Raw genomic sequence first — 14427 nt, forward strand, 5'->3', positions numbered from 1 at the left:
CTCTGGAAAAACTGTGAAAAGCACCTAAATACGAGCCTTCAGTTCATTAATTTAGCCTTTTTAAGGCTACTTTTGCATAGAAAATATTCTGGATAGGTTCTAAGAGGCCTGCGCTTGTTTTTGCGCCAGTACATACTGATTTTCCGGACGTTTCAGTCCCAAGTTTTCACGAAGGGTGCTACCTTCATATTCGGTACGGAACAGGCCACGGCGCTGCAGTTCTGGCACAATCAGGTTGACAAAATCATTTAAACCGGCAGGCGTGCTTGGTGGCAGAATATTAAAGCCATCTGCAGCTTCATTTTCAAACCATTCTTGTAGTTGGTTCACAATCTGCTCAGGAGTACCCACCAGCGTCCAGTGGCCACGTGCAGAGGCTACATATTCATACAGTTGGCGGATGGTAAAGTTATGCTTGCGGGCAATATCAATCATCATCTGCTGGCGACTGCCAAAATTGATCAAGCTTTCATCCAGTTCAGGGAAAGGCTCATCGATGTCATATTGTTCCAGATCGATTCCGCCGGCCAAACCGGAAAGCAGACCCAGACCGACTTGTGGATGAATAAGACTGTTTAACAGATCGTATTTTTCCTGTGCTTCTTCTGCCGTTTTTGCCACAAAAATCGAAACACCCGGCATGATTTTCAGGTCATCCGGATGACGGCCATATTTAGCTAAACGACCTTTCACATCACGGTAAAATTCCTGTGCATCGGCTAAATTCTGCTGTGCAGTAAAAATCACTTCGGCATATTTTCCAGCCAGCTCACGGCCATCTTCCGACTGACCTGCCTGTACAATCACCGGATAGCCCTGTGGCGGGCGCGGTACGTTTAATGCTCCTTGCACTTCAAAATATTTGCCCTTGTGCTGAGGTTCATGAAATTTTTCTGGCTGGAAAAACTGTCCAGAGACTTTGTCATATACAAAGGCATCATCTTCCCAGGAATCCCAGAGTTTCTGTGCAACCTCAATAAATTCATGTGCACGTGCATAGCGGCTTTTTGCATCTGGATGTTCGGACAGGCCAAAATTGCGCGCGACTTGTTTAGAGGCTGTGGTGACTACATTCCATGCCGCACGTCCTTTGGAAATATGATCCAGTGAGGCGTATTTGCGTGCCAGCGTATATGGGTGCTCATAGGTGGTCGATGCAGTAGCGACAAAACCAATATTTTTCGTCACTGCAGACAGGGCAGCGAATAGGGTGACTGGTTCAAAGCCAGTATCTTTATCGCCCAGACCCCAGCCTTTGCTGGTGGCGGAACCCCAGTCGCCGCGTACAGCTAAAGTGTCCGCCAAAAAGTAGGCATCAAATAAACCACGTTCTGCCGTTTTGACCAGCTCAATGGCATAGTCAATATTTAAATGATTCTGCGGACGTGAGTCCGGATGACGCCAGCCGGCAGCATGCTGAGAAGTGGTTGGAATAAAAGCACCAAGACGGATTTTACGTTCAGCCATGAGAAAAACCTTGTGTTTTTTATGTTGTCAGCTGGTTATAACAAGGAATTTTCAGGCTTAAAAATACGATAAAATTAAATCCATATAAAAAATATGGATTAAGCAGGAAAAACGCCAATCACAAGTTTTTTGCTTGGATTTATTTCGCTGTTAAAGGCTGAATATTACACCAGTGCCTTAATGGTCTTTTTCTTCCACACGAATTGGTAATACATGCCTTGCATGATGCACAGGATGACAAAGGCTAGGGCATAGGCATACCAGATGCCTTGCAAGCCCCACCATCGGCTGAACAGGTAGGCACAGGGCACTTCAATCAATAAAATCGCAGCAATATTAATCAGCATCGGTAGGGTCACGGTACCGCTGGCACGCATGATGGAAGCAAAAATTGCACTGGCACCAAAGAACAGGATGGACCACAGCACAATAAATAACAGCTGCTGTCCCAGTACCACCACCGTCGGGTCGGTGATAAACAGCACCATCAGATATTTCGAGAACAGATAGGCTAGAGCCACCAATCCACCGGTAATCACGATATTCATAGCAAGTGCAGTATGGGTCACTTTATTGAGCAGATCCGATTTTTCTGCACCAATCGCCTGTGCTGCAAAAATGGATGCGGCAATGGAAATAGACAGGGCGGGAAATTGGATGTAATTCAAGACCTGATTGACCGCGCCATAGGCTGCAGTGGCATGTGAACCATAACGGTTGACCAGGCCGACAATGACCAGCCCGGCAACAGATGTGGTGACCATCTGCACACCAGTAGGAATGCCTAAACGTAGAATAATTATACTCATTTCCGGGTGATGGCGAATATGGCTGAGCAGATGACGGTCAGGCTTCAGCGGGTGACCTTTTTTATTCAGGTAAATGTACAAAAAGATCAGGACTGCCAAGTAACCGACAGCGGTCGCAATCGCTGGAGCAATAATGCCCATTTTCGGAAAACCAAAATATCCGCCAATCAGCACCGGGGTGATCAGGACTCCGATCAGAATGGTCATGGCAGATGCAATCAGCGGTGTGGTACTGTCACCGACTCCGCGCAAAATCGAGCTATAGATAATATAAACAAACAGTAAAGGACTGCCGGCCAGCATCCACTGTACATAAGGCAGCGATAGGGGCATCACCTCCGGGGCGGTACCTAGGGCCAACAGAATGTTTTCGGCAAAAAATACCCCCAGCAGGGCAATGATACTACCGCCAATGAGGGTCATGAACAGGGTAGATCCCACCACATAGCGCACTTTTTCAATATTTTTCGCTCCCCAAGCCTGTCCAACCAATACCGTTGCACCTGTGGAAAGCCCAATCACAAAAGCCAGCAGGCAGAACAGAATTGGAAAGAATACCGCCACCGCTGCAATGGCATTCACCCCCATCATTTGCCCGACAAAAATGGTATTTATGGTTCCGGACAGGTTTTGCAGAATATTGGTCACAATCAATGGCCACAGAAAAATCAGAAATGTTTTCCACAGTTTTTGCTGGTTGAACAAGGAGCGATGATGAGGATGCATGGAACGTCCTGTAACTATTTTTTATCTTTTGATTCTTATTACTAACCCTACCTGAGTTAGCTTAAACAAGCCTTAGTTTTTCCGTAACCAAGGCCAAATTTGATTGCAAATGATGAACTTAAACAGCCGATAAAATGGCAGTAGCCTGCTCTAAGGTTTCATCTTTTTTGGCAAAACAGAAACGGATTAAACGTAAATTTTCCGGTGGCTGCTGATAAAACACGGAGATTGGAATGGCAACAATGCCATGCTGTTCAGCCAAGAATTTACACATCTCGACATCATCCAGATCGGGACGGATGGCACTGTAATTCAGGTTCTGGAAATAGGTGCCTTGTGAAGGGGTAAAATGAAAGCGCGAGTTACGCAGCCCTGAATTAAACAGGTCACGCTTTTCCTGATAAAAGTCTGCAAGCCCTTCAATATGTTCAGGATGCTGCTGCATAAACGTGGTCAGTGCCATTTGTACTGGTGTTACCCCGCAGAAACTGGCGAACTGATAGACCTGTCTGAATGTTTTCATCAGTTCAGGTGAGGCAATACAATATCCGGTTTTCCAGCCAGTGACATGGAAAGTTTTACCAAATGACCCGACCACAATGCTGCGGTCGCGAAGCTCCGGAAAGGACAAGGCTGAATAGTGCTTTTGACCGTCATAAATCAGGTGCTCATAAACTTCGTCGGATAGGACAATGATATTTTTATCGCGAATCAGTTCAATTAAATTTAACCAGTCCTGACCTGACCAGATAGCACCGCTCGGATTATGCGGAGTATTCACAATGATCATCCGGGTCTTATAGTTAATGGCATCTTTCACCCGGTTCCAGTCTACTGAAAATTGTGGGGCGGTCAGGGGAATGTGAACAGCTTTAGCTCCCACCAGTTTAACGCTGGGTCCATAACTGTCATAACTGGGGTCGAAAATAATCACTTCATCACCGGCATGAATCAGGGCTTGAATGGCCACAAAAATGGCAATGGTGGCTCCGGGGGTAATGGTGATTTCAGTCAGCGGATCAATCACCAATTGATCGCGTTGTAAAAATTGCTGGGCTACCTGTTCCCGCAGTGAAATCAAACCATCACTGGGTGCATATTGGTTAAAACCATCTAGAGCCGCCTGGCTTAAGGCTTTCAGCAGCGCGGGTGGAGCAGCAAAGTCGGGAAAACCCTGGGAGAGATTTAGGGCATTTAGGCGATGTGCCATCGCGGTCATCACGCTGAAAATGGTGACACCCTGTGCCGGTAGTTTGGAATGAATCTCAATCATGACCCGAACTCTTCAATATTCTTTTGCTTTTCAGTGTAACAGCAAGCGCCTCACAGCAGAATAAAAGGATAGGCTTAAGTTCTGCACATTTTTATCTAATTTCATCCATTTAACTGAATTACGCTGATGGATAAAATTAACAAAAAACCTACTGGACGAAAAAAACAACATTTCCTAGAATGCGTCTCAAATTAAAATAAAGCCATAACAACAATAAATGAACATGTTTAAAAATATCCATAATGTAATGGAGAGTGTGGGCTTAAGTTTGCAAAAGCGCGCCCTGCACATCCAGTTTTCCAATGAGTTGCTGAATGCTCAGGTCTTTATTCAACGTATTGAAGGGCAACACCGCATCAATCAGGGCCTAAAAGCTGAACTGATATGTCTGTCGACACATGCCTATATTCCGCTCAAACAATTTATTGGCGGACAGGTGGCTGTGGATCAGGTGACGGATTCAGGCGAGTTATCCCGAATCACGGGCATCGTGACAGGTGCCAGCCAAGGCCAAAGTGATGGTGCACTGACCCTGTATAAACTGACCTTTGAAGATGCAACGGCACTGTGGCACAAGCGCCGTAACAGCCGCGTGTTTATGAATAAAAGCGTGCGTGAGATTAGCGAAATCCTGTTTAAGGAATGGCAAAGCAAAAGTGACCTATTTGCAGCCAGTCTCAGTTTAAATATGCAAGGCCTGAGCAAAGAATATGATGTGCGTCCTTTTGTGATGCAGGCTAATGAAACCGATTATGAATTTTTAACCCGACTATGGCGTAGCGAAGGCATTAACTGGCTGATTGATGAAGCCGAGCATGTCGTTGCCAGCTCGGCAGCAGGCATTCAGGCGCAAAAATTATGTTTGATTGATGAGAATCATCAGTTTAATGCCTTAAAAAGAAGATCGGTGCGCTTTCATCGCAGCCATGCCGCAGAAGCGTTTGACTGCATCACCAGTTTTATTGCCGAACGCGCTTTGCAATCGACTGCCGTTCAGGTTCAGCGATGGCAAGCGAGTCTGCTGTCTCAGGAGCAACCCTATTCCCAGTTGAGCAAGCATCAGCATAGTGATGTACAGGACAATGCAAGCTTAAGTTTGGAACAGGCCTGGAGCATTAGCCCCGCATGGACATCTGACTTAACGGGTACGGATCAAAGTACTGTCTCAAACAACCAGCAACTGGAAAAACTGAACTGGCAACTGAGCCAGTACCAAAACTTGCAGGCCAAATATTTTACAGCCCAGAGCAGTGTACGTGATGCTCATGTGGGCTACTGGTTTGAATTGCTCGGCCATCCTGAAATTGACCAGCATTCAGGTTCAGATAAAGAATTCCTGATTTTAGGCAAGTCTTTTTATAACCAGAATAATTTGCCGAAAGACATCCATCGGCAAGTCGATAGCTTGTTGAGTTTAAGCCGTTGGCAGCAGTCGGGTGAGGAACGACAGGGGAATGAGCTGTATCTGGTGCGCTGCAATATTGCCGTAGTGCCTGAATATCATCCCCTAAATCACCGACCGGTAGCGTATCCGCAACGTGCCAGAGTAGTCGGTCCGGAAGGGGAAAGTATTTATGTCGATCAGTGGGGGCGAATAAAAGTCCGCTTTTTGTTTACCCGTGACGAGGATCATGGACATGATGGCGGAGCCGGCAGCAATGACAATGATAGCGATTCAGCCTGGGTGGATGTCCTGACCCCGTGGGCAGGTGAAGGTTATGGTGTGCGTTTTCATCCGCGGATTGGTGAAATAGTGGTGATTGACTTCTTTGAGGGGGATGTGGACCGGCCTTTTGTGGTGGGGCGGATTCATGAAGCGGAACGCCATCAGACCATGTTTGATGGCAAAGGGCAGTTACCGGAGACCAAAAAGCTCAGTGGTATCCGCTCGCAGGAAGTTGGTGGGTCGGGTTTTAACCAATTGCGTTTTGATGATACCTCTGGACAGATCAGTAGCCAGTTACAGAGTAGCCATGGCGCAAGTCAGCTGAATTTGGGACATCTTAGCCATCCCAAAGCTGCTGAGGCCAGTGAGGGTCGTGGTGAAGGTTTTGAGCTAAGAACGGATCACTGGGGTGCTGTTCGGGCGGGTGAAGGTTTGCTCATTTCCACACATAAACAAGATAGCGCGGCAGGTCATCATTTAGAGGTGAATCAGGCCAAACGTCAGCTTGAAAATAGTTTCAATCATTCAAAAGCACTCAATGACATAGCGAAAAATCAGCAAACAGATTCACTCACTGTTTTAGACAATTTAAAGCATTTTCTAGAGCAGATGGAACATAAGGATGAAGCTAAAGCAAATGCCTTTAAACAGGCCTTGATGATTCTTTCTGCGCCAAGCTCCATCGCCTGTGTCACCCATGAAGATTTACATTTCTCTGCTGATGGGCAGATCAGTCAAACTGCTGGAGATGCGATTAATTTCTCAACGCAAAAGTCATTCATTAGCCATGCTCAAGACAAGATCAGCCTGTTTGCAGCGCAGCAGGGCTTTAGTGCATATGCGGCGAAAGGCAAAGTCGAGCTTCAAGCACAGGATGATGCTATTGAAGCCATAGCCCGTAAGGTCATTAAGCTGATTTCGACCGAAGACCAGATTGAAATCACCAGTCCGAAAGAGATTGTACTGATAGCGGGTGGTTCACAGTTAAAGATCAGTGCAGAAGGTGTTTTTACGACTACGGCTGGCAAGTTTGAGAGTAAGGCGGGACAACATAGTTTTGTAGGAGGAGGGAAGGTCGTTATGCCTCAGATCAGTTTACCAATGTTTGAAACGCCTTATAGTAATCAGCTGGATTACAGCTGGAATCGTTTTTCAGAGGGTGAAAAGGAAATTTTTATTGTTGATCAATTAGATGGAAAATTAATTAAAAATATTAAAAATGAGCTGGATAGTGAAAAAAATATGAGTTCCTTCAGGTTCTATACGCCACAACAAACAGAATTTACAGCATTGGGGTTTAATTCTTTAAATACTTATTTAAGTCAGGACATATCAAACGATAATGGTGATGAGCTGATAGAAGAAACAGAAGAAGAAATTTTAGAAGATGATGAAGTTTACACAGAAGAGGATTTTGATTAATGAGTCATCTAATCACAATTTTTTCTAAATTCTATGATAAATCAGGTCAACGAATTATTAATCTAAATGTAAAGTCCCGTTATCAAGGCTCAAGCAGAGAAAACCAGCAAAAAACAGATGAAAAGGGTTTTTTCATCTTTCAGGCTTCTTCTAACAGAACAATCGAAATTTTAGCTAAACCACCGAATGCTAAAGAATATACAGTTCTTAAAATGATGAATTCATCCGTAAGCTCATCAGCCAGTTATCCGGTAAAAGTTTATTTACCCAAAACAATTGAAGAATATCGACAAGAAAACATAAAAATTCTTCAGAGTAAAACTGTAAAAAATCTTTTTAAGGTGGTTGATCGTCATGGAAAAGTGATGAGCAACTTTCCTATACAATCGCGTCCCAAAGGGAAAAATTCTTTTGAGCGTTGTACCAATCAAGAAGGACTGGCAGAAATAGAATCTTCTCCAAATCGGGACATCGAAATTTTAGTGCTGACATCGGGTGATACATTTGTTTTAAAAAAATCTGTAAATTCTGGCAGTGGTTCTGAACAGCCAATCCTTATTCAATTAGATGAATCTTGCGATAACTTTAAAAGTTTATCGACGATTACGCTGCTGGATAGAAATGATAATAAATATAATGTAGCAAAAACCAATGTTGAAATATTGGCTCTAGAGAGCAAAGAAAAAAATCTAATTTCTGTTTCAAATGGAAAGCTTGCAGTTCGAGGTTATATTGGAAAATGGTTAAAAATAACAGTATATAAACCTGATGGTACGCCACTCAAATCGGTAAATTATTTACCAAAAAGAATAAAGGAAAGTTCAGTTAAGTTGCATTTAGATGTGGATGTAACAATCGGTAGCACAGCGAAAAATGAACCGAATATTAATAAACCTATTACAGAAAGTATTACATGTATGACTTGTGGGAAGTCTTTAAAACTTGACATAGATTTTATAAAGAATATCGCTCCGAAAGCTAAAGCTGAATTTCAAGCAGCATTATTAAAGTTACCTAACTTTATGAAAAAATATGGAGTAAACTCTTGTAGAGACTTAGTTAATATTTTAGCTCAGGGAAAAATAGAAACTGAGAATTTTACAAAACTAAGAGAGAGTTTGAATTATACTAAGAAAACTTTTAAGAAACCTGAAAATATTTATAGAATATCTCCAACGGCAATAAATTTAGGTTTTGAGAGACGTGGCATGGGAGGATATACTAGACAGCAGAAACTTAATTATATTTGGAATCATCTAGCCGATAATGATGCTGCATATGGTTTTCATTTATATGGAAATGATAAATATCCCAATAGAGATTATAGAGGAAGGGGGTTATTACACTTAACCCATTTTATAGGCTATGAAGATTGTGCTAAAGGAACAGGTTTAGATATTGTTAATAATCCTAATCTTTTAGAAAATAATTATGGTGTAGCCATAGAGACAGGGATTTGGTTTTGGAAAAACAAAAAAAAATGGAAAAATAGTCAGTCTTACAGCAGGTGAAAGCATAAAAATTGATTCGGATAGTATAACAACTTCTATAACGCACTTAGTAAATGGTGGAGAAATGAAATTGAATGAAAGAAAAATAGCTAAAAAAGAGATAGCTAGAAAATTTATTTTTAAATATGGTACATGTAAATGAATTATTTTTTAAAAAAATTAATATTTATTTTTCTGTCTATAATATTAAATTCTTCTATTTATGCAAAAAATATATTTAAATTAAATGATTATCAGTGTGTGGAGTCCAGAGAGAGTGTTAATAAACTGGATGTATATATAAGTGATTGTGGAAAAAAATAAATAAAATGGATTCTTATGAGGTTCCTGCTAATGATCTGAAAATTGATTATATATTTTCTAACAATTTCAAAGATAAATATAATATTTTTCTTGGGATTTCATATAGTGAAGATTATAGAGACCCACTAAATAGATTTAATTATTTAAATAAATATTAGACCTCTTGCGAAAGTATAGTTTTATCTAATTTTTTGAATTGGCTAAAACCTTATAAAATATAGCTTTTGACTGCTTAAAATTTGACTAACGCAAGAAGTCTATTATATGATACGTGCCTATGAGTGTAATAAAAATAATTTTTGTAAGGAAAATGAAAAGTTATCTAATTTTTTTGGTAGTGGTGGTGATATAATAGATTATAAACACAAAAAAATAATATATAAATTTCCTTATTCTACTCAGAGTGACTTAAAAAATGAATTAAATTCAAAGTTATTTAAAGATTGGATGGATGGAAATCTTGATAGTGGAATAGTACTTCGTAAAACATTTATTAATGATGTTAATAATTTTACCCCAGAACATATCGGATATTTGATTAAAGGCGATAAATTTAAAATAAAAGAAGTGAGTTCTAGATGGTTAAATATTGTATATACAAATAAAAATGGTCGAACGACTTCAGGATGGATAGCATGTCAAGATACAACAGTATGTAATTAATTCTTTTGCCTCCTTATGGAACTATGGTGTGCTTTGAGGGGTTTAAGAAAATTCTGACTATTTGATTTTTTCTTATATAAAAAAGTAGCTACAAAGGTAGCTACTTTGAACTTTTACCCTTCCAAAACTTCTTCCAGTAATTCTTCACTCGGTGCAAAGTAATAAGCCCCGTCCATTGGCGTCACAAAGTGAAGCAAACGGTCATGAATACCGTCACTAGCTGTACCAAACATATGTTCTAGCATATGATCGATAATGTTTAAGTTTTTGATATAAGCAATAAAGAATAAACCTTGGTCACCTCGACCTTCGCCATAAGGAAGGGAATGGCGTAAAATTTCCATTTCTTCACCTTTCTCATCCTCAATCACCACACGGGCAATGTGGGCATCTTTAGGCTTCACCTCATCATCCAGTTCAATCGACTCTAACTTGGTTCGACCTATCACATTTTCTTGTGCATCGACTTTTAACTTTTTCCATTTTTCCAGGTTATGTGCATATCGCTGCGCAAAGACAAAAGAGCCATCAGCAAAAATTCCGGCATCTTCATCGAGTAAAGCGACTTCGGCACGATCATCGGGGAATTGCGGATTTTCAGTGCCATCTATGAAACCAGTCATGTCACGTCCATCGAAATAGCGGAAACATACCCGTTCATCCAGTACTTCAACTTTGTCTTGAATACCTTCAAAGAAAGACTGGCTTAAGGCAAAGCAGATGTCGGCGCGAGCACTGGCAATATGAATGAGCAGATCAGCAGGGACAACAGGCATCTGGAATGAACCTTGAATCGGTTGTAATTGCTTAAAGCCGGCAGGAGTTTGATGATAAAGTTTTGCCCAAAGCTCCGGACCAAAAGCGACGCCTGTTTTAATTTGTGCATTCGGATGCTGGGTGATTAAACGGTCACGGGTGCTAAATAAATCCGCAAGTTTTTCTTTTAACTCTTCAATCGTTAAGTCTTTTAAACGTAAAACAATAAACCGGGCATGATCTGAAGGTAACGGTAAAATTACAGATTGGGCAGTCATACAGGGCTCCTAACAATTTTTATAAAATACGTATCTGGCTTTATTGTGCCTCATCACTGCTTGAGTGAATAGCCCAAGGCTTGAGTTTGCACTTCGATTTTTAAGCCCTTTAAAAGATGAAAAGTCATATAATAGTTTCACTTTTTTATCTCCTTATATTTTATGTCTTACCAAGTTTGGCTTGCCTATATGCTGGCATGCTGGGTCATCAGTATTTCTCCTGGAGCAGGTGCAATTGCTTCGATGTCGAGCGGTTTAAATTATGGTTTTCGACGTGGATACTGGAATGCTTTAGGTTTACAGCTGGCACTTTTAGTGCAAATCGGGATTGTGGCAGCTGGGGTCGGGGTGCTATTTGCCACGACACCTTGGGCTTTTTGGGTGGTGAAATGGTTTGGCGTAGCGTATCTCTTGTATTTGGCATACCTGCAATGGACAGCACCCGCACAGGCCATTGAGATTCAACATCAACAACCGACTAAATCGATTCCTAAATTGGTCTTATATGGCTTCTTGGTCAATATGAGCAACCCGAAAGCGATTGTATTTTTACTTGCCGTGTTGCCACAGTTTCTGGATTTGTCTAAACCACAATGGATTCAGTATCTGATTATGGCAGTCACCATGGTGAGCATTGATCTGATCGTGATGGCGGGCTATACCGGCTTGGCCGCCAAAGTTTTACGATTACTAAAATCGCCGAAACAGCAGAAATATATGAACCGGACTTTTGCAGTGTTGTTTGCCTGTGCGGCCGGTTTATTAAGTTTTGTACATCAGTAAGATAACCATGAAATGATCTAAAATGAAAAAATTTAAATCTAAAATAAACTTTTGTACCGTCTTGGGTTTAATTCTTGTTATAGCTGGATTTCAACAAGTTATCGCTGAAGACCAGATAGAGCCTTTTGATAATAACTTTGTTATACAAGATATCTATGTTGTTAAAGATGATTTTTGCGATATTGAAACTCAAATGAATTTTAAATCATTTGCTAAAAAGCAGTTTCAGCAACATTTTAATAAATTATCTGCCGATTTGATTCAGTCTGATCATGACGATTATGCAATTTTCATTAAGCCTTTTGATCTGCCATTTGAAGATTTGCTGCCATTTACTACTCTAGATAATAATTATAGTCGTTATAGACTTATCGTTATGGCGATGTATCCTGAAGTGATGGAAAATAGCTGCATGTTAGGTTTTGGCATATTTCCAGAGGCTTGGGATGGTGAGCGCTGGATTCGTTTTAAATCGAATAAGCAGCTTGAGAAAAAACTATTTAAAGATTATTTAGAAGAACAAAATAATCTTATCTTTCAAAACTAAAAAATTAATCCTTATTTCTTTATGATCTTATGCTAATAAAAAAGCCATGCAATCGCATGGCTTTTTTATGGTATGCGCTATCAAGCCATCTTCTTCACTTTCTGCACTACAAAAATCACCGCGAATAAAATTGCCATAGTCAGGACAATTGTCAGGCCGGTAGAGGTATCGAGTCCTGCGCTGGACCATAGCCCGACACTAATCCCGATTTGTGCAATCACAAAAGCCCAAACCACCATCTGTTTCGGCGAGTTTGCCAGCAAACGCGCTGTTAATGCCGGAATCACCAGTAAAGCGCCCATCAACAATGAACCGACCGCACGCAAAGCCAATACGGTAAACAGGGCCAGCAGTAGCATAAACACCAAACGTTGCCATTTGGCATTCACGCCTTCACTCACTGCCATATCTGGGTCAATCGCAATCTGAATCTGTGCTTGCCAGTTTTTATACAACACAGCTAAAGCTACAATAATGACCAGGGCAAACATCGGCAAGTCTGACCAGGAAATTTGCAGCAGATCGCCAAACAAATAGCTGAGCAGTTCAGGTCTTAAACTTGGAATATGTTGAATAAACAGTAAGCCTGAGCAGAGCAGGGTAGCTGAACATAAAGCCAATAAGGCATCATTGGGCAGGCGAGGGTCATGCAGTACCCATAAAATAGCCACCAATAGAAAAGCCAAAAAGCTCACGCCCAACCATAAAGGCAGGCTCAAAGCACCTGCAATTGCCACACCCAATAAAGTGCCATGTGCCATGGTGTCGGCAAAAAAAGACATCCGTCGCCATAACATCAGACAGCCCAGCGGAGCCGTCAGAAACACCAACAAGGTTCCCATGGTCCATGCAGGTAACAAGAGTTGTAACCATTCCATCATGGCTTAAGCTTCCGGTTCAGGGTGAATATGTGGACGAGGATCATGCTGACACGGAGTCGCACTGTCACCATGCGCACAGTGGTCATGATGATGTTGATAGAACACCCGATTGGTGCCAAAAATAGCCTGATATTCCGGATGCTGCTGCACATTTTCCGGCAAGCCGCTACAGCAAATATGTTTATTTAAACAGACGACCCGATGTGTACCCTGCATGACCCATTGCAGGTCGTGTGAGACCATCAACACGGCACAGCCATATTTGATCGGCAGGCTTCTGACATATTCATAAAGTTCAGCCTCGGACTGAATATCCAGACCTTGCATCGGTTCATCCAGTACCAGTACATCGGGCAAACGCAGTAAAGCCCGTGCCAGTAATACCCGTTGCCGTTCACCACCTGAAAGTTGCTGAACCTTACAATCCTGTAATTTGGTAATGCCGGTATCACGAATAATTTCTGCCTTGATATCTGCATCGCAATGTTCTAAAGCCAATAAATCCCGCACCCGCAAAGGCAGGCTATGCGATGGACTAAACTTTTGCGGCACATAGGAAAATTTGAGTTTTTTATGGCTATGAATTTTTCCTGAATTGGCTTTCACAATGCCTAAAAGCACTTTAATCAGGGTAGATTTTCCCGCACCATTTGGACCGATCAGGGTGACAATTTCTCGCTCGTGTAAAGCGAAATCCACATTTTTCAAAATGTCACGGTCATCAATCCGCACACTGATTTTATCCAGGGCAATTAGGGGATTGACTGTTACTGTTTGTTGCGACACTGCTGACATATCCCGGAAATTTCAATAATACTGTGATGTGCAGTAAATTGATCTGATGCTGAAAGTTCATCTAATTGTTTTAATAGCCCCTGAGCAGAGGCCTCTTTAACATTTTTGCATTCGGTACAAATTAAAAATGCTGCCTGATGTCCTTCGCGCGGATGACAACATGGAATATAGGCATTAATCGAAGTTAAACGATGGATTAAACCTTTTTCCAGTAAAAAGTCCAAAGTGCGATATACCGTTGGTGGTGCAGCAGGACGGTCAGATTCACTCTTGATTTTAGCCAGTAAATCATAGGCACCCATGGGCGCGTTGGCATTTAGAATGAGTTCCAGCACTTCTTTACGTAATGGGGTTAAGCGTGCGCCAGTCGTTGCACAGAGACTTTCTGCTTCAGCAAGACGAGTTGCTATATTATGATGGTCATGTACGCCATGTAATGCATTGTGATGTTCGTGCGAACATAAGCTCATAGCAAAACCTCAAGTGCGAAATTTATAAAAATCAAAGGACATTAAATCTTAACATGAAGCGATACTCGTTTCGATAA

The 14427-nt window shown here is 41.6% G+C and carries 12 protein-coding genes and 1 pseudogene; 6 read left to right on the forward strand and 7 right to left on the reverse strand.

The genetic code is table 11. The features are described 5' to 3' along the window. A pseudogene (locus ACE01T_RS12120) lies at positions 1-96 on the forward strand (IS5/IS1182 family transposase); the annotation flags it as partial. A gap of 3 nt (positions 97-99) precedes the next feature. On the opposite strand, the gene ACE01T_RS12125 reads toward ACE01T_RS12120, so the two are convergent. The 3 genes from ACE01T_RS12125 to ACE01T_RS12135 all read right to left on the reverse strand — a co-directional run bounded on the left by ACE01T_RS12125 (position 100) and on the right by ACE01T_RS12135 (position 4275). After that, entirely contained in the window at positions 100-1467 is a 1368-nt protein-coding gene (locus ACE01T_RS12125; protein WP_200223487.1) for an LLM class flavin-dependent oxidoreductase, read from the reverse strand. A 164-nt stretch (positions 1468-1631) separates the two neighbouring features. Beyond that, positions 1632-3002: an MATE family efflux transporter gene (locus tag ACE01T_RS12130; protein ID WP_395519338.1), complete on the reverse strand. Its 1371-nt coding sequence runs from the start codon at positions 3000-3002 to the stop codon at positions 1632-1634. Positions 3003-3120: 118 nt separating this feature from the next. Beyond that, on the reverse strand, positions 3121-4275 hold the full coding sequence (locus ACE01T_RS12135; protein WP_395519339.1) for a methionine aminotransferase: 1155 nt from the start codon (positions 4273-4275) through the stop codon (positions 3121-3123). A gap of 223 nt (positions 4276-4498) precedes the next feature. On the opposite strand from ACE01T_RS12135, the gene ACE01T_RS12140 reads away from it, so the two are divergent. The 3 genes from ACE01T_RS12140 (at position 4499) to ACE01T_RS12150 (ending at position 9840) form a co-directional block, all read left to right on the forward strand. Beyond that, on the forward strand, positions 4499-7363 hold the full coding sequence (locus ACE01T_RS12140; RefSeq protein ID WP_395519346.1) for a type VI secretion system Vgr family protein: 2865 nt from the start codon (positions 4499-4501) through the stop codon (positions 7361-7363). Further along, on the forward strand, positions 7363-8874 hold the full coding sequence (locus tag ACE01T_RS12145) for a glycoside hydrolase family 19 protein (RefSeq protein WP_395519340.1): 1512 nt from the start codon (positions 7363-7365) through the stop codon (positions 8872-8874). Before ACE01T_RS12140 ends, ACE01T_RS12145 begins: the two co-directional genes overlap by 1 nt. 567 nt (positions 8875-9441) lie before the next feature. Continuing rightward, a complete protein-coding gene (locus tag ACE01T_RS12150; RefSeq protein WP_395519341.1) occupies positions 9442-9840 on the forward strand; it encodes a hypothetical protein in 399 nt (132 codons plus the stop codon). A gap of 113 nt (positions 9841-9953) precedes the next feature. On the opposite strand, the gene ACE01T_RS12155 is transcribed toward ACE01T_RS12150, so the two are convergent. Then, positions 9954-10874 carry a Dyp-type peroxidase gene (locus ACE01T_RS12155; RefSeq protein ID WP_086196649.1) on the reverse strand — a complete coding sequence of 307 codons (921 nt, stop codon included), beginning with the start codon at positions 10872-10874 and terminating at the stop codon, positions 9954-9956. 162 nt (positions 10875-11036) lie between these two features. On the opposite strand from ACE01T_RS12155, the gene ACE01T_RS12160 reads away from it, so the two are divergent. Together ACE01T_RS12160 and ACE01T_RS12165 are read left to right on the forward strand one after the other, a co-directional pair. Then, positions 11037-11657: a LysE family transporter gene (locus ACE01T_RS12160; RefSeq protein WP_300045748.1), complete on the forward strand. Its 621-nt coding sequence runs from the start codon at positions 11037-11039 to the stop codon at positions 11655-11657. Positions 11658-11679: 22 nt separating this feature from the next. Next, on the forward strand, positions 11680-12204 hold the full coding sequence (locus tag ACE01T_RS12165; RefSeq protein WP_300045745.1) for a hypothetical protein: 525 nt from the start codon (positions 11680-11682) through the stop codon (positions 12202-12204). Positions 12205-12284: 80 nt separating this feature from the next. Here ACE01T_RS12165 and znuB read toward each other — a convergent pair whose 3' ends face one another. Genes znuB through ACE01T_RS12180 form a run of 3 tightly spaced genes read right to left on the reverse strand, consistent with a single transcriptional unit; the run spans position 12285 to position 14350 of the window. Then, positions 12285-13085, reverse strand: coding sequence for a zinc ABC transporter permease subunit ZnuB (gene znuB, locus ACE01T_RS12170; RefSeq protein ID WP_300045743.1), 801 nt, complete (start codon positions 13083-13085; stop codon positions 12285-12287). A gap of 3 nt (positions 13086-13088) precedes the next feature. Then, entirely contained in the window at positions 13089-13880 is a 792-nt protein-coding gene (gene znuC, locus ACE01T_RS12175; RefSeq protein ID WP_300045740.1) for a zinc ABC transporter ATP-binding protein ZnuC, read from the reverse strand. After that, positions 13853-14350 carry a transcriptional repressor gene (locus ACE01T_RS12180; RefSeq protein WP_300045737.1) on the reverse strand — a complete coding sequence of 166 codons (498 nt, stop codon included), beginning with the start codon at positions 14348-14350 and terminating at the stop codon, positions 13853-13855. The genes znuC and ACE01T_RS12180 overlap by 28 nt, the downstream gene beginning before the upstream one ends. Positions 14351-14427: the final 77 nt, after the last annotated feature.

The organism is Acinetobacter uliginosus (assembly GCF_044130295.1).
Taxonomy (GTDB): Bacteria; Pseudomonadota; Gammaproteobacteria; order Pseudomonadales; family Moraxellaceae; genus Acinetobacter.